This window comes from Diaphorobacter sp. JS3050, assembly GCF_013154915.1.
In the GTDB taxonomy this organism is placed as follows: domain Bacteria; phylum Pseudomonadota; class Gammaproteobacteria; order Burkholderiales; family Burkholderiaceae_C; genus Diaphorobacter; species Diaphorobacter nitroreducens.
Genome location: NZ_CP053553.1, coordinates 328,783 through 349,709, shown reverse-complemented (window position 1 = coordinate 349,709; position 20,927 = coordinate 328,783). Strand labels below are relative to the sequence as shown.

Genomic DNA, 20,927 nt, shown 5'->3' with positions numbered 1-20,927 from the left:
TTCCTTCAGTCGCCCTTGCCCACGGCGTTCACGGCGTACAGGTCGGTCACGATGTCCACGTTCTGGGCAGGCACCGGCTGCACTGGCATCTCGCCACGCAGCTTCTGCAGGCCTTCGGTGATCACGCGCTCGCCGGACTGCAGGCCGCCTTCCACCAGCCAGGTGTTGCCCACCGTGCGCACCGCGTTCACGGGGCGCGGCTTGGCCACGTTGTCATCGCCCACCACCCAGACCATGGACTTGCCCTGGGTGTTGCGCCACACGGCCTGCTGCGGCACCAGCAGCGCCTCTGGCTTGGTGCCCGTCTGCAGCTGGGCGCGCACAAACATGCCCGGGCGCAGCAGGCCGTCGGGGTTGGCAAAAGTGGCGCGCAAGGTCACAGAGCCCGTGCTTTCATCCACATTGACCTCAGAAAACTTGAGCGTGCCCGGCACGGGATAGACGCTGCCGTCCTCCAGAACCAGGCGCACTTTGGCGCTGGCCTGGGCATTGGCGGCCTGCAGGCGCAGGATGTCCGTCATGGACTGCTGCATGTCCACATGCATGGGATCGATCTGCTGCACCGTCGCCATGGGCTGCGCCTGGCCCACACCGACCAGCGCGCCTTCGGTCACCTGCGAGCGGCCAATGCGGCCCGCGATGGGCGACAGCACCTTGGCATAGACGGTGTCGATGCGTGCCAGCTCCACGTCAGCCTGCGCGTTGCGCCAGGCACTCATGGCGTCGTCGTACTGCTGCTGGCTGATGGCGTTTTTCTCGCGCAGCACGGCATAGCGCTTGGCAAGGTTCTCGGTGCTTTGCAGCTGGGCCTGGGCCTTGACCAGGCGCGCATTCATGGTGGCCGGGTCAATCTGGTACAGCGCCTGGCCCTGCTTGACCACGCTGCCCTCTTCAAACAGGCGCTTTTGCACGATGCCGCTGGTCTGGGGGCGCACCTCGGCCACGCGCGAAGCCACGGTGCGGCCGGGCAATTCGGTGCTCAAAGTCACCGCCTGGGTCTGCACGGCAAAAACGCCCACGGCAGCAGGGCCCTGGGGGCCGCCCTGGCCCTCGGGTTTGCCGCCGCATGCCACCAACATGCCTGCTGCCGCCACAGCCAAAGCCGCACGGGCCGCCGTTGGAAACTTCACGCTCATGAGTTCACGCTCCTCGTAAAAACAGCCCCACTCGGGCGGATCGGGAAGAAAACACAAAAAGGACAGAGTTCCTCCAGAGAACAACTGTCCTTATGTATCGATTAGCGGTGCAGTGTATCACTGGGCGATTAAAATAACGGGTCATCAGGGATCCCCCCCTTGCCTCCAAGGCGATGAGCCTCCCCACTTGCCTTTCAGGCTTTTTTCTGCACCAATTTTTCAATGCCAGCACCACAAGACACCGATGAACGGCAGCACAGCGGCATTCAGGTCATCGCCCGGATGAGCCGCATCATGCGAGCGCTCAGCACACACAGCCAGCTCAGCGGCATGAGCCTTGCGGCCATCGCGGCCGAGGTAGAGCTGCCCCGCTCGACCGTGCAGCGCATCATCAACGCCCTGGTGGCCGAGAACATCGTGGAGCCCGCAGGCCCCACCGGCTTCCGCATGGGCCCGGCGCTGGGGCAAATGCTCTACACCACGCATTCAGACGTGGTGCCGGTGCTCACGCCCCATGTGCAGCAGCTGTCCATGAAGCTGCAGGAAACCGTCAGCCTGGCCCGTTTGCAGCTGCAAAAGCTGCACGTCGTGGATGCCGTGGTGGGGGAACAGGTGCTGCGCGTCGTTCCGCAGCTGGGCATCATGCCGCCCCTGGAGATCACCGCCGCAGGCAAGGTGCTGCTGGCGCGCCTGGATGAGGCATCGCTGCAAGCCTGGATTCAGCAAGAGCTGGGCGACCGTCCGCAGCAGGCAGCCGCCTTGCGGCAGACCCTCGACACCGTCCGCCAGCAGGGCTACGCCCTGGACGATGGGCAGATCATTCCAGGCGTCTCTGCCATTGCCGTGGCCATCAACACCTACCGCGGCGCCTACGCCATGATGGTGCTGGCACCGTCGGTACGCATGCAGGCGCAGCTGGAACTCTTCAAGCAAGAGCTTTTCAGCCTGCGCACGAACCTGGAGAAACTGCTCAACAGCCCCACTGGGGTGCGCTGAATCATTTTTAAGCCAAATCCGGCTCAAGCCCTTTTATATCAAGCGCTAACAGCTATTAAATCAGGAGCAAATCCAACCACCTTCGGCCCTGCATGGGCCAACGCAGTGGACGGGGGCTTGGTGGGACGGGGGGACGCGCGGAGTACAGGCGGGGACGAATAGGCCCGCTGCTCGGCAACGACAGCATGGCTCCTGGACAGGAGCCCCGGCGTTCGGTGCAAATCGTTGGCGTTGATTTTGGTGCGGCTGGCGGGGATCGAACCCACGACCCTTGGCTTCGGAGGCCAATACTCTATCCACTGAGCTACAGCCGCTTAAAGGATGACCACCCTCATCACGAGGGTGGAGCGGGATTATTGCACGGCCTCACAGGCAAAAGCCCAGACCGCGCAGATATGCGTCGATGGTCTGGCGGCTGGCGGCTTCCAGGTCGAAATTGGCATCGTTGAGCAGCCACGACTGCAGCAAGCCATCAAACAGCGCCTGCACGCCCATGGCCGCAACCGGGGCCGATAGGGGCAGGTCGATGCCTTGCGCCGCGGCGGCCAGGCCCAGCTCCCGGGCAATCTGCGCCTGGAAAGCCGCGCACCCTGCGACATGATGGCGTTTCACGGCCTCAAAGTCTTCGACGTATTCAACCCGGTACAGCGCGATCTCGAAAACACGGCGCATGCGCTCATCGTGCGCGACGGCGCCTTGCACGCCCTGCACCAGGCCGCGCAAACGCGCCAGGTGCGCCATGCCTTGGGTGTCTTCAATGGCCTGCATCAGCGGATGCGTGACGCGATCCAGCATGGCATTGAACAAATCTGCCTTGTCCTTGAAGTGCCAATAAATGGCGCCACGGGTGGTGCCGGCCACGGTGGCAATATCGGCCAAGGACGCGCGAGAAACGCCCTTCTCGTAAAAAACATGCTCAGCCGCATCCAGCAGGCCATTGCGCGTGGCAGCCGCATCTGCCTTGGTACGCCGTGCCATCGTGGGAACCTCCGAAACGCGACGCTGCGCGGGTAGTGACATTTATACATACATGGATGGATGGATGCTGCATTCCTTTTTGCGCCATTGTCATTCGCTGATGCCAACACCCACCGCCAGCGTCACGAAGCCTCGCCGCACACCGCCCTCCCAAAGGACTCCCATGCCCCTCCTGAACCACGCGATGGCGCCGACTATCCGCCAGGCCCAGCGTACCCCGGCAATCGTTTCTTCCCTGGCCCTGGCAGGGGTTCTCACCCTCAGCGCCTGCGGCCAGAAAAATGATGCCGGCGGCGCCCCTGCCCAGCCGCCCACCCCCGAGGTGGGCGTGGTCGCGGTGCAGGCCAGCAGCATCGGCCTGGTCACCGAGCTGCCCGGCCGGCTGGAGGCTTCGCGCGTGGCGCAAGTGCGCGCGCGGGCCGCGGGCATTCTGCAAAAACGTGTTTTCACCGAAGGCAGTGACGTGAAGGCAGGCCAGGTGCTGTTCCAGATCGACAGCGCTCCCTACCAGGCCAGCCTGGCGCAGGCCGAGGCCAGCGTGGCGCAGGCCGAGGCCAGCCTGGCGCAAAGCCGTGCGCTGGCCGAGCGCTACCGCCCGCTGGTGGCCGTCAACGCCATCAGCAAGCAGGAATACGACAATGCGGTCGCCGCGCAGAAGACCGCCGAAGCCAATGTTGCCGCCGCCAAGGCCGCGCTGACCACGTCGCGCATCAACCTGGGCTATGCGACGGTCACCGCTCCGATTTCCGGCCGCATTGGCCGCGCCCTCGTCACGGAAGGCGCGCTGGTGGGCCAGGGCACACCCACCGAGCTGGCGGTGATCCAGCAGATCGACCCCCTGTATATCAACTTCACGCAGTCCGCCTCGGAGGCCATCAAGCTGAAGGCCGCCATGGCCAGCGGCAAGTACAAGCAGTCCAGTGCCAATGCGGCCAACGTGCGCGTGGTGCTGGAAGACGGCATCGTGTATCCGCAGACCGGCCGCCTGCTGTTCACCGACCTCACCGTGGACGCCACCAGCGGCCAGGTGACCCTGCGTGCCGAAGTCCCCAACCCCGAGCGCGCCCTGCTGCCCGGCCTGTACGTGCGCGTGCGCCTGGAGCAGGCGCAGGTGGACAACGGCATCTTGCTGCCCCAGCAGGCGGTCACCCGCTCGGGCAAGGCCGACACGGTGCTGGTGGTGGGCCCGGACAACCAGGTCACCCCGCGTGTGGTCAAGCTGGGGCCTGCACAGGGCTCCCATTGGGTGGTGCTCGATGGCCTGAAGTCGGGCGAACAGGTCATGGTGGATGGCTTTCAGAAGCTGCCGCGCGGCAAGCCCGGCGATCCGATCGTCGTCAAGCCCGTCGCCTGGCAAGCCGCTGGTGCCGCCCAACAGCCCGCCACAGCGCCCGCATCAGCAGCGCCCGCAAACCCCGCCTCGGCGGCCTCCAGTCAGCCGGCCCCTGCGGCGGCCAAGCAATAAAAGACAGGAGCGCGGCACATGGCCAAGTTCTTCATCGAGCGCCCCGTCTTCGCGTGGGTGATCGCTATTTTCATCATGGTGGTCGGCGCCGTGTCGATCACCCAGCTGCCCGTGGCGCAGTACCCCACCGTGGCTCCCCCCACCATCCAGGTAACCGTTGCCTACCCGGGCGCGACGGCGCAGACCCTGGAGGACACCGTACTGTCGGTCATCGAGCGTGAAATGAACGGCGCCACCGGTCTGGCCTATATGGAGACGACCAGCCAGGCCAACGGCACCGGCACCATCGTGCTGAGCTTCGAGCCCGGCACCAATGACGACCTGGCCCAGGTGGACGTGCAAAACCGCCTCTCGCGGGCTACTCCGCGCCTGCCGGCGGCCGTTACGCAGCAAGGCGTGCGCGTCGAGAAGTCGCGTGCCAACTTCCTGCTGTTTTCCATTCTCACGTCCGACAACCCGGACATGAACATCGACGCGCTCAACGACTACGCGGCGCGCAACGTGGTGCCCGAGCTGCAGCGCCTGCCGGGCGTGGGCGGTGTGACCCAGTTCGGTGCCGAGCGTGCCATGCGCGTCTGGATAGACCCTGCCAAGCTCAAAGGCTTCAACCTGTCGCTGGATCAGGTCAATGCCTCCATCCGCGCGCAAAACGTGCAGGTGTCCGCCGGCAACCTGGGCGAGCTGCCCAGCCCAGCGGGCCAGACCATATCGGCCACCATTGTCGTGAAGGGCCAGCTGTCCACACCCGAAGAGTTTGGCAACGTCATCCTGCGCGCCAACACCGACGGCTCCACCGTCCGCATGAAGGATGTGGCGCGTATCGAGCTGGGCGCGCAGACCTACAACTTCAGCGGCCGGCTCAATGGCTCGCCCTCGGTGGGCATGGGCGTGCAGCTCACCTCCAGCGCCAATGCGCTGGCCACTGCCGACGCCGTCAAGTCCAAGCTGGCCGAGCTGCAAAGGTACTTCCCGCAGGGCGTGGCCTACACCATCCCCTACGACACCTCCACCTTCATCTCGGTGTCCATCGAAAAAGTGGTCTATACCCTGCTTGAAGCGATCGGACTGGTGTTTCTGGTGATGTTCCTGTTCCTGCAGAACTTCCGTTACACCATCATCCCCACCATCGTGGTGCCGGTGGCCTTGCTGGGCACCTTTGGCGCACTGCTGGCCATGGGCTTCTCGATCAACGTGCTGACCATGTTCGGCATGGTGCTGGTGATCGGCATCGTGGTGGACGACGCCATCGTGGTGGTGGAGAACGTGGAGCGCATCATGGCCGAGGAGGGGCTGCCGCCGCTGCAGGCCACGCGCAAGGCCATGGGCCAGATTTCTGGCGCCATCGTGGGCGTGACCGTGGTGCTGATCTCGGTGTTCGTGCCGCTGGCGTTCTTCGCGGGCTCCACCGGCAACATCTACCGCCAGTTCGCGGCCACCATGGGCACGTCGATTGCGTTCTCGGCCTTCCTGGCACTGTCGCTGACGCCCGCGCTGTGCGGCACGCTGCTCAAGCCCGTCGCGGAAGACCACCACGAGAAGAAAGGCTTCTTCGGCTGGTTCAACCGTGTCTTCAAGAGCACCACGCACCGCTATGAGTCGGGCCTGTCCCGCCTCGTGCGCCGCGGCGGCCGCATGCTGATCATCTACGCCGTGCTGCTGGGCGCGGTGGCGGTGGTGTACATGCGTCTGCCGACCTCGTTCCTGCCCAATGAAGACCAGGGCTTTCTGATCTCCAACGTGCAACTGCCCCCTGGCGCCTCCCAAGAGCGCACCCGTGCAGCATTGACCAAGGTGGAAGAGTTCATGCTCAAACAGCCTGAAGTGCGCGACATCGTCACCGTTTCGGGCTTTTCGTTCTCGGGTCAGGGGCAAAACGCCGGCCTGGCCTTCATCACCCTCAAGGACTGGAGCGAGCGCCCCGGCGCCGCGCACTCCGCCGACGCCGTGGCCGGCCGCGCCATGGGCGCGCTGTCGGGCTTCCGCGATGCCTTCATCTTCGCGCTCAGCCCACCGCCGATTCCCGAGCTGGGCACGGCCTCGGGCTTCACGTTCCGGCTGCAAGACCGTGGCAGCAAGGGTCACGATGCGCTACTGGCGGCACGCAATCAGCTGCTGGGCATGGCCTCGCAAAGCAAGGTGCTCGCCGCCGTGCGCCCCGACGGCATGGAGGACGCGCCACAGATGCAGATTGACATCGACCGCGACAAGGCCAATGCCCTGGGCGTGTCCTACGACCGCATCGCCAGCGCGCTGGCGACGGCGCTGGGCTCCACTTACGTGAACGACTTCCCCAACCAGGGCCGCCTGCAACGGGTAGTGGTGCAGGCCGACGGGTTTGCGCGCATGCAGCCCGAGTCGGTGCTCGACATCCCTATCCTCAACGACAAGGGCCAGGTGCTACCCCTGTCCACGTTTGCGTCCACGCGCTGGATCACCGGCGCCATGCAGACCGTGCGCTACAACGGCTATCCGTCGATGAAGATCGCCGGTGACGCCGCCCCGGGCTACAGCACGGGCGACGCCATGGCAGAGATGGAGCGCCTTGCCTCCCAGCTACCAGAAGGCTTTGGCTTTGAGTGGACCGGCCAGTCCCGCGAGGAAAAACTTGCCGGCTCGCAAGCCCTCGTGCTGTATGCGTTCGCGCTGCTGGCGGTGTTTTTGTGCCTGGCGGCGCTGTACGAGAGCTGGTCCATTCCGTTCTCGGTGATGCTGGTCGTACCGCTGGGCGTGCTGGGCGTGGTGCTGGGCGTGCTGCTGCGCGGCATGGCCAACGACGTGTACTTCCAGATCGGTCTGGTGACCATCATTGGTCTGTCGGCCAAGAACGCCATCCTGATCGTCGAATTTGCCAAGGACCTGCAGGCCCAGGGCAAGAACATCATCGAGGCCGCGCTGGAAGCCGCCCACCTGCGCTTTCGCCCCATCGTCATGACCTCGCTGGCGTTCACGCTGGGCGTCGTGCCGCTGTATCTGGCCTCCGGCGCGAGCTCGGCCAGCCAGCGCGCCATCGGCACCGGTGTGGTCGGCGGCATGATCACCGGTACCGTCCTCGCCGTGGTTTTCGTGCCCGTGTTCTTTGTGGTGGTGCGCAGCCTGTTCCGGGGCAGCGAGCGACAGCACGATCACGACGCCAAACTGGCCCAGCAGCACAGCAGCAGCGGCACAGAAGCCTGAAGCCCCCCGCCGGAGCAAGACACCATGCACAAGCACAACCTGCACAGCACGCGCCCGGCGCGTGCCCTGTCCACCCTGACGGCAGCGGTACTGCTGGCCGGATGCAGCTTCATCCCGCACTACGAGCGGCCCGCGGCGCCAGTGCCGCCAACCTACCCGCTGGCAAGTGCCAGCGCTGCAGCCCCCCAGAGCGCCGCCAGCATCGACTGGAAGGAATACTTCACCGACCCCCGCCTGCAGCGGCTGATCGGCATGGCCCTGGGCAACAACCGCGACCTGCGCGTGGCCATGCTCAATGTCGAGCAGGCGCGCGCGCAGTTCCAGATCCAGCGCGCCAACCAGTTCCCCACGGTCAACGCCATCGCCAGCGGCACGCGCCAGCCCAGCGCGACCACGGGCAGCTACGCCAATCAGTTCCAGGTGGGTTTGGCATCTCGGCCTGGGAGATCGACTTCTTCGGGCGCGTGGCGGCCCTCAAGGAGCAGGCCCTGGCCCAGTACCTGGCCACGGACGAGGCGCGCAAGTCGGCGCAGATCAGCCTGGTGGCGGCCGTGGCCTCGGGCTGGCTCACACTGATGGCCGACGAGGAGCTGCTCGACATCTCGCGTCGCACGCTGGAAACGCGCGATGAGTCGGTCAAGCTCACACGCCTGCGCCTGGAGAACGGCGTGAGCTCCGAGCTCGACAACCGCCAGGCCGAGAGCCTGGCCCAGGCCGCACGCGCCACCTATGCACAGCAGCAGCGCCAGCGCATGCTCGATGAAAACGCGCTGGTCCTGCTACTGGGCCAGCCGCTGCCCGACGACATCCGTGCCAGCCTGCCCTCCTCGCGCCTGGCCGACGCCACGCCCATGCAGGCGCTGCCCGCGGGCCTGCCTTCCGACCTGCTGGTGCGCCGCCCGGACGTGCGCATGGCCGAGCAGCAGTTGATCGGCGCCAACGCCAACATCGGCGCGGCGCGCGCGGCGTTTTTCCCGCGCATCTCGCTCACCGCCCAGTTCGGCACCGTGAGCGATGAGCTGTCGGGGCTGTTCAAGAGCGGCTCGTGGGCGTTCTCTCTGGCGCCGCAACTGGCCCTGCCGATCTTCGATGCCGGCCGCAACCAGGCGGGGTTGGAGTCCGCGCGCGCGGGCCGCGAAATCGCCGTGGCCCAGTACGAGAAGTCCATCCAGACCGCGTTCCGCGAGGTGTCCGACGCCCTGGCCGGCCAGGCCACGCTGCAGGAGCAGGTCGACGCCCAGCGCGCCCAGGCGCAGGCGGATGCCAAACGCTTCGAGCTGTCGGACCTGCGCTATCGCAACGGCGTGGCCAGCTACCTGGACCTGCTGGATGCGCAGCGCTCGCTGTTCGCCACCCAGCAGTCACTGGTGGTGACACGCCTGCAGCAACTGCAGAACCAGGTGACGCTCTACAAGGTGCTGGGCGGCGGCTGGACCGCTCCCGCCGAAGAGACCCCACGCTCCTGACATAGGTCACGACGCGCGCCTGCCCGTTTTTTCCCCAACGGGCGGGCGTGGAGCGCGCTCCTATAATCGAAAAGTCTTTTCCCTTCAGCCCCCAGTACAACAGAATCACCAGAGGATCCCATGAGCGACACCCACGACGAAGCGCATACCGGACCGATCAAGAACCCCAAGCAACTCCTGGTCACCGTCATTTTTGCGTTTGTGCTCCCGGTGTTCGCCATCATCGGCCTGGTGCTGTTCGTCACGGCCGACAAGAAGCCGGCGGCCGGCTCCGCCAACCCCGAACTGGCCGTGGCCCAGCGCATCCAGAAGATCGGCAACGTCGAGGTGCGCGACGCCAACCGCCCGCTGCGCACAGGCGAAGCCGTCTTCCAGGGGCAGTGTGCCGCCTGTCACGCCACCGGCGCCGCGGGCGCGCCCAAGCTGGGCGACGCCGCCGCCTGGGCGCCGCGCATTGCCACGGGCTTCGAAGCCCTGGTGCAATCGGCCCTCAAGGGCAAGGGCGCCATGGCACCGCAGGGTGGCGGCGACTTCGACGACACCGAGATCGCGCGCGGCGTGGCCTACATGGCCAATGCCGCCGGCGCCAAGTTCGAGGAGCCCAACCGTCCCGGCGCCGAAGGCGGCGCGGCCGCTGCGAGCGCACCTGCCTCCAACTAAGGCCCTTTTCGCCTCGTCACAAGCCGGCCGCGTGCCGGCTTGTTGGTTTCTGGCCGGGGGTTTTCTGCAGTGCGCGTTACGCCGGCAGTGGGCCCGCAACCGCCTGCGGGCTCGGCACAAAGCCGTAGGCACCGGGCAGGTCGGCCGCCAGCACCTCGCGTGGCGTCCAGCGGCCCTGATCGATCTGGCGTGCCAACGCCTCCACATCCAGGCTGTGCACCAGGCCCAGGCCGGCGGTGCAGGCCAGGTACACGCGGCCGGCCTCGTCCACCAGGCACTCATTCGCCCGACCGGCCGGCCGGCCGGTGTGCGCCACGGGCTCGCCGTCGGCGCCCAGACGCCAGATCAGCGGTGTGGCCTCCAGTTCCACATAGACGCGCTGCGGTCCGTTCTGGAAGAACCAGCGGCCTTCACCATCCGCCTCATAGTTGCGGTGGATGAATTCGATCAGCTTGGCATGCTCCAGCCGCGTTCCGCGCGCCACGGCGAAGCCGCCCTGTAACTGCACGGCGTCATCGCGCAGGTACCAGTGGCCGCGCGCATCCAGCCCCAGCCAGCCGTAGCAGGCCGGCACGTTGGGCCATTTGGCGATGGCCTGCTTGACGATGTCATCCATGACAGCGATTGTGCGCCCTCGTCCGCGCCCCCGCAGGCATTCACCCCAGCGCCGCGTGGTCGGCCAGCCAGGCAGCCACGGCTTCGGGCAGGGCGCGCACATGGCCGGGCCAGCCGCCCTGCGCAAAGCCGACGTGGCCGCCATGCGCCGGCTGCCAGAGCGTGACCGCGGGCGCCACCTCACCGTCGCACGGCAGGCTGGCGCCGGGCACGAAGGGATCGTTGCGCGCATTGACCAGCAGCGCCGGCACGCGCACCGCAGGCAGCAGCGGCTTGGCCGACGCGCGGCGCCAGTAGTCGTCCGCATCGCGAAAGCCGTGCAGCGGCGCGGTGAAGATGTCGTCAAAAGCGTGCAGATCGCGCGCGGCCAGCAGGGCCGCGCGGTCGAACAGGCCGGGGTACTGCGCCAGCTTGGCCAGCGCCTTGGGCACCATGGTGCGCAGGAACATGCGCGTGTACACCTGCCGGTTGAAGCCCCGCCCGATGGCGTGGCCGCCGGCCGCCAGGTCCAGCGGAGCGCACACGCTGGCGATGGCGTCCGCGCTGGCGAGCGCGCTGCCGCCCTGCTCGCCGGCCCAGCGCATCAGCGCATTGCCGCCCAGCGACACCCCCACGGCCAGCAGCGGCGCCCGCGCCCCACCGCCGGTCCGCTGCAACCCGGCCAGGCGCCGGAGGATCCAGTCGATCTCTTCATGGTCGCCCGAATGGTAGGCGCGCGGCGCGCGGTTGATCTCGCCGCTGCAGCCGCGAAAATGCGGCACGGCAAAACCCCAGCCGCGCTCGCGGGCCACGCCGGCGAAGGCCTGCGCATAGTGGCTGCGCGACGAGCCTTCCAGTCCATGGAACAGCACCAGCAGCGGCGCGGGGCCGCGCCCGCCGCGGCACACGGCCGCAGGAAGTCCACGTCCACGAAGTCGCCGTCGGGCGCCAGCCAGCGCTCGCGCACATAGGCCGGCGGCGGCCCCAGCGTGCGCCGCGCCCACAGCGCGGGCCAGATGGTCTGTGCATGGCCGCCGGGCAGCCACCAAGGCGCTTCATATTTCATAGCTGGCAGCGCTTGCTGGTATTGTGCTGAAGGCCCATTTGATCCATAAACCAGCCTACCAAAGGCTTGGCATCAATGCAGCAGGTGCCCGGCGGGCGCAGCGCCCTCGGCCTCGTGCATGCCGGCGGCGCTGGCATGGTGCGCCACCAGGCGCCAGCCTTGCGGGGTCTTGTGGTAGACGTTGGTGGCCTGTACCACGGCCTCGCGCGGACCGTCGGGCAGCATCACACGCACATGTTCCAGCACGCTGTGCACGGCACTCGCCAGGGCCTGCACGCGCATCACCTGCGCGGGATGCACGTTGAGGCCGCCCTGCTGCAGCAAGGTGGCGAACGCCGCGCGGATGGCGGCGGGCCCCACGTGGCGCGCGGCGCCGGGGTGCACACAGACGATGTCGTCCTCGTCGGCCCAGCAGGCCATCACGCGCTCCACGTCGCCGGCTTGCAGGGCGTCGTAGAACGCGGCTTCCAGATCGTCGGGGGAACCGGCCAGGGCGGCCGCGCGCAGCGGGGTTCGGGGCATGGCGAAGTGTCGGTGGTTGCAACCCAGCCGCGTATTGTGCCGTTCGATGGCCCTGTCATGCGCCTGGCCGATGCATGCACAATGATGGGCATGCGCGGCGCCGTGCCGCCCGTCTTTCTTCTGCATTGAAAAGGCCTCTTCACCATGAAACGACTCATCGCCATGCTTTCCGCCGTGCTGGCCCTCTCGGGCTGCGGCTACAACGACTTCCAGCGCCTGGACGAGCAGTCCAAGGCCGCGTGGAGCGAAGTGCTCAACCAGTACCAGCGCCGCGCCGACCTGGTGCCCAACATCGTGGCCACCGTCAAGGGCGAGGCGGCGTTCGAGCAGGAGACGCTGACCAAGGTGATCGAGGCGCGCGCCAAGGCCACCTCGATCCAGGTGACGCCCGAAACCCTCAACAACCCCGAGGCGTTCAACAAGTTCCAGCAGGCGCAGGGCGAGCTGTCCAGCGCGCTGTCGCGCCTGATGGTGGTGGCCGAGCGTTACCCGCAGCTGCAGGCCAACCAGGCCTTCCGCGACCTGCGCGTGACGCTGGAGGGCACCGAGAACCGCATCACCGTGGCACGCAACCGCTACATCCAGACCGTGCAGGAGTACAACGTGCTCGCACGCAGCTTCCCCACCAACCTCACGGCCATGGTGTTCGGCTATGAACCCAAGCCCAGCTTCACGGTGGCGAACGAGGCCGAGATCTCTGCGCCGCCCAAGGTGGATTTCTCCAGCCCCGCACCCGCCTCCAAGCCCTGACATCGGGGTTGTAAGCAAAATATGCCGCTAGCGCTTGCCCTTCAAGCGCTGATAGCTATATTTCTTGTAGCTATCGGAGCCCTCCCCGCCACCGCGCAGCCGCTGCGCGCGGTGCCTGCGCTGCAGGCGCGCGTGATCGACCAGACCGGCACGCTGAACGACGCGCAGCGCCAGAGGCTGGAGGCGCGGCTGGCCGCCATCGAGCAGCAGCACGGCTCGCAGGTGGTGGTGCTGATGGTGCCCACCACCGCGCCCGAGGACATCGCCGCCTTCGCCAACCGCGTGAGCAACGCCTGGAAGATCGGCCGCAAGGACGTGGGCGATGGCGTGCTGGTGGTCGTGGCCAAGGACGACCGGCGCATGCGCATCGAGGTGGCCAAGGCGCTGGAAGGCGCCATACCCGACATCGCCGCCGCGCGCATCATCGACGGCGCGATGAAGCCGCGCTTTCGCGAGGGCGACTTTGCCGGCGGGCTGGACGCCGCGGTGCAGCAGATCGGCGCGCGCATCGCGGGCGAAAACCTGCCCGCGCCGCAAAGCAGCCAGCAAGGCGACGGGCAGGGCCGCGGCGCGTCCGCGGGCTTTGACTGGACAGACCTGGCCGTCTTCCTCTTCTTCGGCGTGATGGTGGCAGGCCCCGTGGTGCGCCGGCTGTTCGGCCAGCGCCTGGGCGGCCTGGTGATGGGCGGCGGCGCTGGGTTCCTGGCCTTCATCGTCACCTCCAGCCTGCTGCTGGCGGGTGGCGCGGGGCTGCTGGCGCTGCTCTACACCTGGATCTTTGCGGGCCGCGGCGGCCCCGTGGTGTGGCACGGCGGCGGCGGCTGGGGAGGCGGTCACGGCGGTGGCTGGGGCGGTGGAGGCGGTGGTGGATTCGGCTCGGGCGGCGGCGGAGACTTCGGCGGCGGCGGTGCATCGGGCGACTGGTAGGGCGGCAAGCACAGAGCGAAACACCATGGTCACACCCTCTTCATCCCCACCTTCCGGCGTGCTGGCGCGCCTGGCGCGGCTGCTGCGGCACCGTTGGTCCGACGGCGGCCTGCACCAGGCCCTGCCACCCGAGGTGCTGGAGCGCCTGGGCCAGCGCGTGGCCGCCAGCGAGCGCCGCCACACCGGCCAGATCCGCATCTGCGTGGAAGGCGGCCTGCCGCTGTCGTACCTGTGGCGCGGCGCCACGGCGCGCGAGCGCGCGGTCACGCAGTTCGGCAAGCTGCGTGTGTGGGACACCGAACACAACAACGGCGTGCTCATCTACCTGATGCTGGCCGAGCATGCCATCGAGATCGTGGCCGACCGCGCTCTGGCGCGCCGCGTGCCCCCGGCGACATGGCGCAGCATGGTGTCGCACATGGCCGAGGCTTTCCGCCAAGGCCGGTACGAGGACGGTCTGACCCAGGCGCTGAGCGAGGTCTCTGCGCTGCTCGTGGAGCACTTTCCGGCCACCGAGGGCGTGGACTGGCCGAACGAGCTGCCCGACGCTCCCGTCATCCCGGGCACGGTGGACTGAGTACCAGAGCACGCCTTGCGAGGCGGAACTCCCTTTTCGATCACCCCTTCAGGGCAACGCCCAGACGCGCCCCGCCCCCACCGCGAAGCGCTGGCGCCCCGGCGCGGCGGGCACGGCATGGCCGCCGGTGAACTCGCCAAAGGCCGGCAACACCAGCAGTCCCGGCTCCGCCACGAAACAGGGCATGCGCAGCGCATCGCGCCCGCCGCCGTACAGCACGGCCGTGGGGTGCAGGTGTCCGGCCAGCACCCACTGCCCCGCGCGGTGCTGTGGATGGTGGCAGCAGGCGAAAGGTCCCAGAGACCAAGGCTCCTCCACGATGCGCGCGCCCAGCCACGCCGGTGGGTCGCCCGCGTGGCGGTCGTGGTTGCCGCGCACCAGCACCAGTTCCAGTGCCGCATGGTCCTCGCGCCAAACGGCCAACGCGCGCAGCAACGCGGGCGCGTGGGCCTCGGCCGCATGCAGGAAGTCGCCCAGCACCACCAGGCGCTGCACGCCGGGGTGGCGCGCCAGCAACTGCGCCAACCGATCCAGGTTGCCCCGCGTGGTGCCCGCGGGCACGGGCAGGCCGCGCGCGCGGAAGGTGGCGGCCTTGCCCAGGTGCAGGTCGGCCAGGCACAGCATGGCGCCCTCCGGCCACCACAGCGCGCGCTCGGGCAGCAGCCACACGGTGGTGCCGGCCAGGTCCACGGCCAGGTCGGCGGGCGGATCAGGCGCATGCATGGGTCACAGGCGCGGCAACGGGCGGGAAGGTTTGCGCGCGCGGCGCGGGGAACGGCCCCGCGCCGCGGCCGGCGCGGCGCCCGTGCCCTCGGAGGCATCGGCAAAGTCCAGCGTGCCGCGCAGTGCGTCGGTGACGGCGGACGATGCTTCCTGCCGCGGGGGGCGGCGCGCCGGCGGCGCGGCGGGTCAGGGGCACGACGTCCTGCACCGGCGGGGCCGGTACGGGTTTGCGCGCGCTGGCGGCGGCTTCCATGTCGCCCAGCATGCGCGCGATGCGGTCGGCCAGCGCCTCGTTGCTGAGCTGCTCGCGAAAGCGCTCCACCATCAGCGCAAAGGCCAGCGGCCCGGGTCGCACGAGAGGCTGCACCATGAGCTGCTGCGCCTGCATGCGTGTGAGCGTCGCCAGCAGCTGTGCCACGTCCAGCTCCTGGCTCAGCACTTCCTGGTCGGCCTGGCGCAGCAGCAGGTTGCCCGCGTCATAACGCCGAAAGACCTCGAAGAACAACTGGGAAGACGCCTGCAGCTGGCGCGCACTGCGCTGCTCGCCCGGGTGGCTTTGAAAGATGAGCCCCGCCACGCGCGCAATCTCGCGAAAGCGCCGGCGCGCCATCTCGGTGGCGTTGAGGCTGGCCAGCACCTCGTGCAGCAACGCTGCGCGCGCGTCACGCTCTTGCGGCACCGACTCGGGCGCCGTGGCGTTGGCAGTGTTGCGAATGGCCAGCGCCTCGTCGGGCGCCAGAGCGTGCGCCTGCCGGGCGGCCTGCGGCGCGGCGGCGTCGGTGCGCAGCAGGTCGGGCAGCAAGGCCGGCCAGTCGCGTTCTGTGGCGGACAGCAGCTCCAATCCATAGTCGTTCACGGCGATCGAGAAGGTGCCCGGCACCCCCTGGGCCGCACGCCAGGCGAACAGGCTGGCCAGCCCGATGTGCGCATGCCGGCCGGCAAACGGGTAGAGGAACAGGTGCCAGCCCTCGCGCGTGCGCAGCGTTTCGGCCAGCAGCGTGCCCGGCGTGGGCAGGGCGGACCAGCGGCGCTGCACCTCCAGCAGCGGGCGCACGGCGCGCAGCTCGGGGCTGGCGTAGCGGCCCCGCCCCGCCTGCGCGAGCTGTTGCACCACGTAGTCGGCCAGCACGGTGGACAGCGGCATGCGCGAGCCGTTCCAGCGCGGCACCGTGGGCTGGCGCCCCGGCGCGCGCCGCACGAAGGCGGTCATCTCGCGCGTGCGCACCAGTTCCAGCACCTGCCCGGCGAACACGAAGCAATCGCCCGGCGACAGCCGCGCGATGAAGCCCTCTTCCACCGCGCCCAGGCGAGCGCCCTGCAGAATCTGCACCTGCATGCTGGCATCGCTCACGATGGTGCCGATGTTGGCGCGGTGGCGGCGTGCCAGGCGCGCATCGGGCAGGCGCCACACACCGTTCTCGTCCGGCACGACACGGCAGTAGTCCGGGTAGGCCGCCAGGGCGCTGCCGCCACGCGCAACGAAGTCCAGGCACCACTGCCACACGCCGCGCGGCAGCGCGCGGTACGCGGCCGTGCGGCGCACCTCGGCATACAGCGCCTCGGGCTCGAAGCCCCCGCCCAGCGCCACCGTGGCCAGGTGCTGCACCAGCACGTCGACAGGCTGGTGCGGCGAGACGCGCTTTTCCACCCGCCCGGCATGCACCGCGGCGCGCGCGGCAGCGGCCTCCACCAACTCCAGGCTGTGCGTGGGCACCAGCGTGATGCGCGAGGGCCGCCCTGGTGCGTGGCCCGAGCGGCCGGCGCGCTGCAGCAGGCGCGCCACGCCCTTGGCCGAGCCGATCTGCAGCACGCGCTGCACCGGCAGGAAGTCCACGCCCAGGTCCAGGCTGCTGGTGCAGACCACGGCGCGCAGGCTGCCGCTCTTGAGCCCCGCCTCCACCCATTCGCGCACGCTGCGGTCCAGCGAGCCGTGGTGGATGGCGATCTGCCCCGCCCAGTCCGGCCGCGCGTCCAGCAGCGCCTGGTACCACTGCTCGGCCTGCGAGCGCACGTTGACGAACACCAGCGTGGTGCCGGGCGACTCCTCCAGCGCGCGCACCACCGCCGGCAGCATGGCCAGGCCCAGGTGACCGGCCCAGGTGAAGCGCTCGGGCCGCTCGGGCAGCAGGGTATCCACCACCAGGCGCTTTTCCACGCGGCCGCGCACCAGCGTGCCGCCCTCCCGGCCCAGCAGCGTCTGCATGGCCTCGGGCAGGTTGCCCAGCGTGGCCGACATGCCCCAGACCAGGAGCCGCGGGTTCCAGCCCGCGAGCCGCGCCAGCGCCAACTGCACCTGCACGCCGCGTTTGTTGCCCAGTAGCTCGTGCCATTCATCCGCCACCACCAGGCGCACGCGGGCCAGTTGCTCGCGCGCGTCCGCGCGCGCCAGCAGCAGCGACAGGCTTTCGGGGGTGGTGACGAGCACCGTGGGCAGACGCCGCGCCTGGGCGCTGCGTTCGGCGCTGCCGGTATCGCCCGTGCGTGCGCCCAGGCTCCAGCGCGCCAGGCCGGCATGCTGTGCGGCCAGGGCCTGCAGCGGCGCCGCCAGCGCACGCAGCGTGTCGGCGGCCAGCGCGCGCATGGGCGTGATCCACAGCACGGTGAGTGGTGCGGTCCGCGGTGCTGCTTCGTTATTTATAGCGTGTACCGCCGAATGGACAGGCGTTACAGGCCGTTTTGACTCCAAGTCCGCAAAGGCCTGCAGCGCCCCGAGCCACACCGCATAAGTCTTGCCGGCGCCCGTGGTGGCATGCAGCAGGCCCGAGCGTCCCTGCGCGATGGCGCGCCACACCTGGCGCTGGAAGGCGAATGGCGCCCAGCCGCGCGTGGCCAGCCAGCCGGTTGCGAGGGGGGAAGCGCGGGGCGGTCACGGCACCCCCCGTTGCACCGCGCGGCCAAGGGATTGCCGCCGCACAGGCCATGGCATTTCAAGGGGAAACGGCCCGCAGCGCCCGTCCATCCAGCGCCAGCAGCTCTTGTATTCATAGCGCCAGATCATGGCGTAGCAGTCAACAGCGCTGCCAGCGTATCCAGCGAATCAGCCTCGTCCACCGGCTTGTCTTCACGCCAGCGCAGCATGCGCGGGAAGCGCACGGCGATGCCGCTCTTGTGCCGCGCGCTGCGCGCTATGCCCTCAAAGCCCAGCTCGAACACCAGCGTGGGCCGCACGCTGCGCACCGGGCCGAAGCTCTCCACCGTGGTTTTGCGGATGATGGCGTCCACCCGCGCCATCTCGGCATCGGTGAGGCCCGAATACGCCTTGGCAAACGGCACCAGAGTGCGCCCCTCGGTTCCCTGCGGCGCACTCCACACGGCGAACGTGTAGTCGCTGTACAGGCTGGCGCGGCGCCCGTGGCCGCGCTGCGCATAGATGAGCACGGCGTCCACGCTCATCGGGTCGATCTTCCACTTCCACCAGATGCCCACGTCCCGGGTGCGGCCCACACCATAGTGCGCCGTGCGCCCTTTGAGCATCATGCCCTCCACGCCCAGGGCACGCGCGCTGTCCCGCAGGCGGGCCAGTTCGGCCCAGCTCTGTCCCGGCAGCACCGGGCTGGGCACCAGCGCCGGGTGGTCGACGCGCGCCAGCAGCGCGTCCAGCCGCGCGCGCCGCGCCTGCAGCGGCAGGCCGCGCAGGTCCTGGCCGTGTTCCTCCAGCAGGTCGTAGGCCAGCAGCACCACGGGCACCTCGCGCAGCAGCTTGGCGCCCAGCGACTTGCGGCCGATGCGCTTTTGCAGGTCGGCAAACGGGCGCGGCTGCGCCGGCGCATCCGCTCGCGCGGGCTGCCAGACGACGATCTCGCCGTCGAGCACCGTGCCGTCGGGCAGGGCTTCGTCACCCAGCGCCTGCAGTTCGGGGAAGCGATCGGTCACCAACTCCTCCCCGCGCGACCACAGCCAAGTGGTGCCCCCGCGCCGCACGAGCTGGGCGCGGATGCCGTCCCACTTCCATTCCACGATCCAGTCCGCCGGCGGGCCGAGCGCGCCCTCAAACTGCGCCACCGGCAGCTGCAGCGGGTGCGCCAGAAAGAAGGGATAGGGATGGCCCTGGGCTTCCACAGCCTGCGCGCCCGCACCATCTCCCTGGGGCGCCACGAGGCGCTGGTAGTCGGCCGCCCCGGGCTGCGCGCCCACGTGGGTGTAGCCCATGAGGCGCTGGGCGATGCGCTTGGCGTCCACGCCGCTCACGGCCGCGAGCGCCTGCGTGACCTGCAAGCGCGCCACGCCCACGCGGAAGGCCCCCGTGATGAGCTTGAAGTACACCAGCCGCTCCTCGGGCGCCAGCCGCGCCCATTGCGCACCCAGTCGTTCAGCCTGGGTGTCGGGCGCCAGGCCGCGCAGCGGCAAGAGGTGTTCGCGCATCCATGCGGCCAGCCCCAGGGCGTGCGCCTGCGTGGGCGGGGGCAACAGCAGTGCGATGGTCTCGGCCAGATCGCCCACAGCCTCGTAGCTTTCGTCGAACAGCCATTCCGGCAACCCCGCCGCTTCGCGCGCCACCGCGCGCAGCAGCTTGGTGGGCACGAGTTGGCGTGGTTTGCCACCCGCGAGGAAGTAGACGGCCCAGGCGGCATCCTCGGGTGGCGCACCCCGCAGATAGTCGCGCAGCGCGGCCTGCTTGGCGAGGCTGGACGTGCTGGCATCCAGCGCCTGGTAGAGCGCGGCGAAGGCCTGCATCAGGAGGTGCCTCCGGTCGCGTCGCCTGCGTCGCCTTCCGGTGCAGTGGGCGCTGCAGTTGGCGCGTCGGTCGGCGCTGCCTCGTCCTCGTCGCCGTATTCGGTGGCGAAAGCCTGGGCATCCAGCCCTTGCTCGCGCAGCCAGCGCACCATGACGGCCACGCTGCCATGGGTGACGAACACGCGCTCGGCCCCCGTGGCGGCAATCGCCTGCTGCAGCCCCGGCCAGTCTGCGTGATCGGAGAGCACGAAACCACGATCCACCCCGCGGCGGCGACGCGTGCCGCGCAGCTGCATCCAGCCGCTGGCAAAGGCATCGGCGTGGCGTGGGAAGCGGCGCATCCACGGACTGCCTTGGGCCGAGGGCGGCGCCAGCACCAGCGCGGTCTCGCGTGTCGCCGCATCCAGTGACGCGTCGGTGGCCCCCTGCGTGGGCGGCAGGCGCACGCCGGCGGCGCGGTAAGCGGCATTGAGGGGCTCCACCGCGCCATGCATGAGCAGCGGACCAATGCTGGCATCTACGCCATGCAGGATGCGCTGCGCCTTGCCGAACGCATAGCAAAACAGCACCGAAGGGCGGCGCATGGCCGCGTTGGAACGCCACCAGTCGTTGATCTGGGCTTGCAGAACGGCCTGGGCGGGCCAACGGTAGATGGGCAGGCCGAAGGTGGATTCGGTGATGAACGTGTCACAGCGCACGGGCTCGAACGGCGCGCAGGTGCCGTCGGCCTCCAGCTTGTAATCACCCGAGGCCACCCACACGCGACCGCCGTGCTCCAGCCGCACCTGGGCCGAGCCCAGCACATGGCCCGCAGGGTGCAGTGAGATGCGCACGCCGTTGTGGTGCAGGGGTTCGCCGTAAGCCAGCGTCTGCAAGGCGATGTCCGCCCCCAGCCGACCGCGCAGGATACCCGCGCTGTGCTCGTGCGCCAGGTAGTGTCCGTGCCCGCGCCGCGCGTGGTCGCCATGGCCATGGGTGATGACGGCCCGGTCCACCGGCCGCCAGGGGTCGATATAAAAGCCACCCGGTGGACAATACAGCCCTTCGGGGCGCGCTACCACCAGGTCGCCTGCCGCAGTCTCTGCCAAAGGGTTGACCATGGCCCATGCTAGCGCCGCGTTGGGCCTGGCTGGCGTCGGACGGCGCCGATGGACGAGCGCCATAGCGGCCCCCCTAACGACAAAAGCCGCCCGAAGGCGGCTTTTGCGATGGAAGGCGA

General features: G+C 68.9%; 15 protein-coding genes, 1 tRNA gene and 2 pseudogenes. 8 read left to right on the top strand and 10 right to left on the bottom strand.

Annotated elements, in window-relative coordinates; genetic code table 11:
- Positions 1-5: 5 nt before the first annotated feature.
- Positions 6-1,136, bottom strand: coding sequence for an efflux RND transporter periplasmic adaptor subunit (locus HND92_RS01660; protein ID WP_172205550.1), 1,131 nt, complete (start codon positions 1,134-1,136; stop codon positions 6-8).
- Between the two features lie 222 nt (positions 1,137-1,358).
- Between HND92_RS01660 and HND92_RS01655 the strand changes: the two genes are divergently transcribed.
- Positions 1,359-2,132 (top strand): IclR family transcriptional regulator, encoded by a 774-nt coding sequence (locus HND92_RS01655; RefSeq protein ID WP_172205548.1) that lies wholly within the window; start codon positions 1,359-1,361, stop codon positions 2,130-2,132.
- Between the two features lie 238 nt (positions 2,133-2,370).
- Here HND92_RS01655 and HND92_RS01650 read toward each other — a convergent pair.
- Positions 2,371-2,446 (bottom strand) — tRNA-Arg (locus tag HND92_RS01650).
- 52 nt (positions 2,447-2,498) lie between these two features.
- Entirely contained in the window at positions 2,499-3,110 is a 612-nt protein-coding gene (locus tag HND92_RS01645) for a TetR family transcriptional regulator (protein WP_011803787.1), read from the bottom strand.
- Between the two features lie 163 nt (positions 3,111-3,273).
- Here HND92_RS01645 and HND92_RS01640 point away from each other — a divergent pair, with 163 nt between their 5' ends.
- From HND92_RS01640 to HND92_RS01625, 4 genes and pseudogenes are all read left to right on the top strand, one after another.
- Entirely contained in the window at positions 3,274-4,575 is a 1,302-nt protein-coding gene (locus HND92_RS01640; RefSeq protein ID WP_172205546.1) for an efflux RND transporter periplasmic adaptor subunit, read from the top strand.
- A gap of 18 nt (positions 4,576-4,593) precedes the next feature.
- The gene (locus HND92_RS01635; protein WP_172205544.1) at positions 4,594-7,749 is read left to right on the top strand and encodes an efflux RND transporter permease subunit; all 3,156 of its coding nucleotides are present in this window, start codon (positions 4,594-4,596) and stop codon (positions 7,747-7,749) included.
- A gap of 24 nt (positions 7,750-7,773) precedes the next feature.
- Positions 7,774-9,215, top strand: a pseudogene (locus HND92_RS01630) (efflux transporter outer membrane subunit).
- Between the two features lie 120 nt (positions 9,216-9,335).
- Complete coding sequence (locus HND92_RS01625; RefSeq protein ID WP_012655387.1) at positions 9,336-9,875, top strand: cytochrome c5 family protein; 540 nt, start codon at positions 9,336-9,338, stop codon at positions 9,873-9,875.
- A 76-nt stretch (positions 9,876-9,951) separates the two neighbouring features.
- Here HND92_RS01625 and HND92_RS01620 read toward each other — a convergent pair whose 3' ends face one another.
- The 3 genes and pseudogenes from HND92_RS01620 to HND92_RS01610 all read right to left on the bottom strand — a co-directional run bounded on the left by HND92_RS01620 (position 9,952) and on the right by HND92_RS01610 (position 12,057).
- Positions 9,952-10,491: a DUF2946 family protein gene (locus tag HND92_RS01620; protein ID WP_012655386.1), complete on the bottom strand. Its 540-nt coding sequence runs from the start codon at positions 10,489-10,491 to the stop codon at positions 9,952-9,954.
- Between the two features lie 40 nt (positions 10,492-10,531).
- Positions 10,532-11,535 (bottom strand): annotated as a pseudogene (locus HND92_RS01615) (YheT family hydrolase).
- Between the two features lie 72 nt (positions 11,536-11,607).
- Entirely contained in the window at positions 11,608-12,057 is a 450-nt protein-coding gene (locus HND92_RS01610; protein WP_011803781.1) for a nuclear transport factor 2 family protein, read from the bottom strand.
- 144 nt (positions 12,058-12,201) lie between these two features.
- Between HND92_RS01610 and HND92_RS01605 the strand changes: the two genes are divergently transcribed.
- Genes HND92_RS01605 through HND92_RS01595 form a run of 3 tightly spaced genes read left to right on the top strand, consistent with a single transcriptional unit; the run spans position 12,202 to position 14,311 of the window.
- On the top strand, positions 12,202-12,807 hold the full coding sequence (locus tag HND92_RS01605; RefSeq protein ID WP_011803780.1) for a LemA family protein: 606 nt from the start codon (positions 12,202-12,204) through the stop codon (positions 12,805-12,807).
- A gap of 21 nt (positions 12,808-12,828) precedes the next feature.
- A complete protein-coding gene (locus HND92_RS01600; protein ID WP_172205542.1) occupies positions 12,829-13,734 on the top strand; it encodes a YgcG family protein in 906 nt (301 codons plus the stop codon).
- A 25-nt stretch (positions 13,735-13,759) separates the two neighbouring features.
- On the top strand, positions 13,760-14,311 hold the full coding sequence (locus HND92_RS01595) for a TPM domain-containing protein (protein WP_172205532.1): 552 nt from the start codon (positions 13,760-13,762) through the stop codon (positions 14,309-14,311).
- Between the two features lie 48 nt (positions 14,312-14,359).
- On the opposite strand, the gene pdeM is transcribed toward HND92_RS01595, so the two are convergent.
- From pdeM to HND92_RS01575, 4 genes are all read right to left on the bottom strand, one after another.
- On the bottom strand, positions 14,360-15,034 hold the full coding sequence (pdeM, locus tag HND92_RS01590; RefSeq protein ID WP_172205519.1) for a ligase-associated DNA damage response endonuclease PdeM: 675 nt from the start codon (positions 15,032-15,034) through the stop codon (positions 14,360-14,362).
- Positions 15,021-17,867 (bottom strand): ligase-associated DNA damage response DEXH box helicase, encoded by a 2,847-nt coding sequence (locus HND92_RS01585; RefSeq protein WP_371814884.1) that lies wholly within the window; start codon positions 17,865-17,867, stop codon positions 15,021-15,023. The genes pdeM and HND92_RS01585 overlap by 14 nt, the downstream gene beginning before the upstream one ends.
- Positions 17,868-18,028: 161 nt before the next feature.
- A complete protein-coding gene (locus tag HND92_RS01580) occupies positions 18,029-19,708 on the bottom strand; it encodes an ATP-dependent DNA ligase (protein WP_172205517.1) in 1,680 nt (559 codons plus the stop codon).
- On the bottom strand, positions 19,708-20,808 hold the full coding sequence (locus HND92_RS01575; RefSeq protein ID WP_172205515.1) for a ligase-associated DNA damage response exonuclease: 1,101 nt from the start codon (positions 20,806-20,808) through the stop codon (positions 19,708-19,710). Before HND92_RS01575 ends, HND92_RS01580 begins: the two co-directional genes overlap by 1 nt.
- Positions 20,809-20,927: the final 119 nt, after the last annotated feature.

Bases quoted from the DNA above. Each gene is read 5' to 3' on its own strand.
- HND92_RS01635 (WP_172205544.1), top strand. From the start codon at position 4,594: ATGGCCAAGTTCTTCATCGAGCGCCCCGTCTTCGCGTGGGTGATCGCT.
- HND92_RS01575 (WP_172205515.1), bottom strand. From the start codon at position 20,808: ATGGTCAACCCTTTGGCAGAGACTGCGGCAGGCGACCTGGTGGTAGCG.
- HND92_RS01640 (WP_172205546.1), top strand. From the start codon at position 3,274: ATGCCCCTCCTGAACCACGCGATGGCGCCGACTATCCGCCAGGCCCAG.
- HND92_RS01610 (WP_011803781.1), bottom strand. From the start codon at position 12,057: ATGCCCCGAACCCCGCTGCGCGCGGCCGCCCTGGCCGGTTCCCCCGAC.
- HND92_RS01655 (WP_172205548.1), top strand. From the start codon at position 1,359: ATGCCAGCACCACAAGACACCGATGAACGGCAGCACAGCGGCATTCAG.
- HND92_RS01600 (WP_172205542.1), top strand. From the start codon at position 12,829: ATGCCGCTAGCGCTTGCCCTTCAAGCGCTGATAGCTATATTTCTTGTA.
- HND92_RS01580 (WP_172205517.1), bottom strand. From the start codon at position 19,708: ATGCAGGCCTTCGCCGCGCTCTACCAGGCGCTGGATGCCAGCACGTCC.
- HND92_RS01625 (WP_012655387.1), top strand. From the start codon at position 9,336: ATGAGCGACACCCACGACGAAGCGCATACCGGACCGATCAAGAACCCC.
- HND92_RS01620 (WP_012655386.1), bottom strand. From the start codon at position 10,491: ATGGATGACATCGTCAAGCAGGCCATCGCCAAATGGCCCAACGTGCCG.
- HND92_RS01605 (WP_011803780.1), top strand. From the start codon at position 12,202: ATGAAACGACTCATCGCCATGCTTTCCGCCGTGCTGGCCCTCTCGGGC.
- HND92_RS01660 (WP_172205550.1), bottom strand. From the start codon at position 1,136: ATGAGCGTGAAGTTTCCAACGGCGGCCCGTGCGGCTTTGGCTGTGGCG.
- pdeM (WP_172205519.1), bottom strand. From the start codon at position 15,034: ATGCATGCGCCTGATCCGCCCGCCGACCTGGCCGTGGACCTGGCCGGC.
- HND92_RS01595 (WP_172205532.1), top strand. From the start codon at position 13,760: ATGGTCACACCCTCTTCATCCCCACCTTCCGGCGTGCTGGCGCGCCTG.
- HND92_RS01645 (WP_011803787.1), bottom strand. From the start codon at position 3,110: ATGGCACGGCGTACCAAGGCAGATGCGGCTGCCACGCGCAATGGCCTG.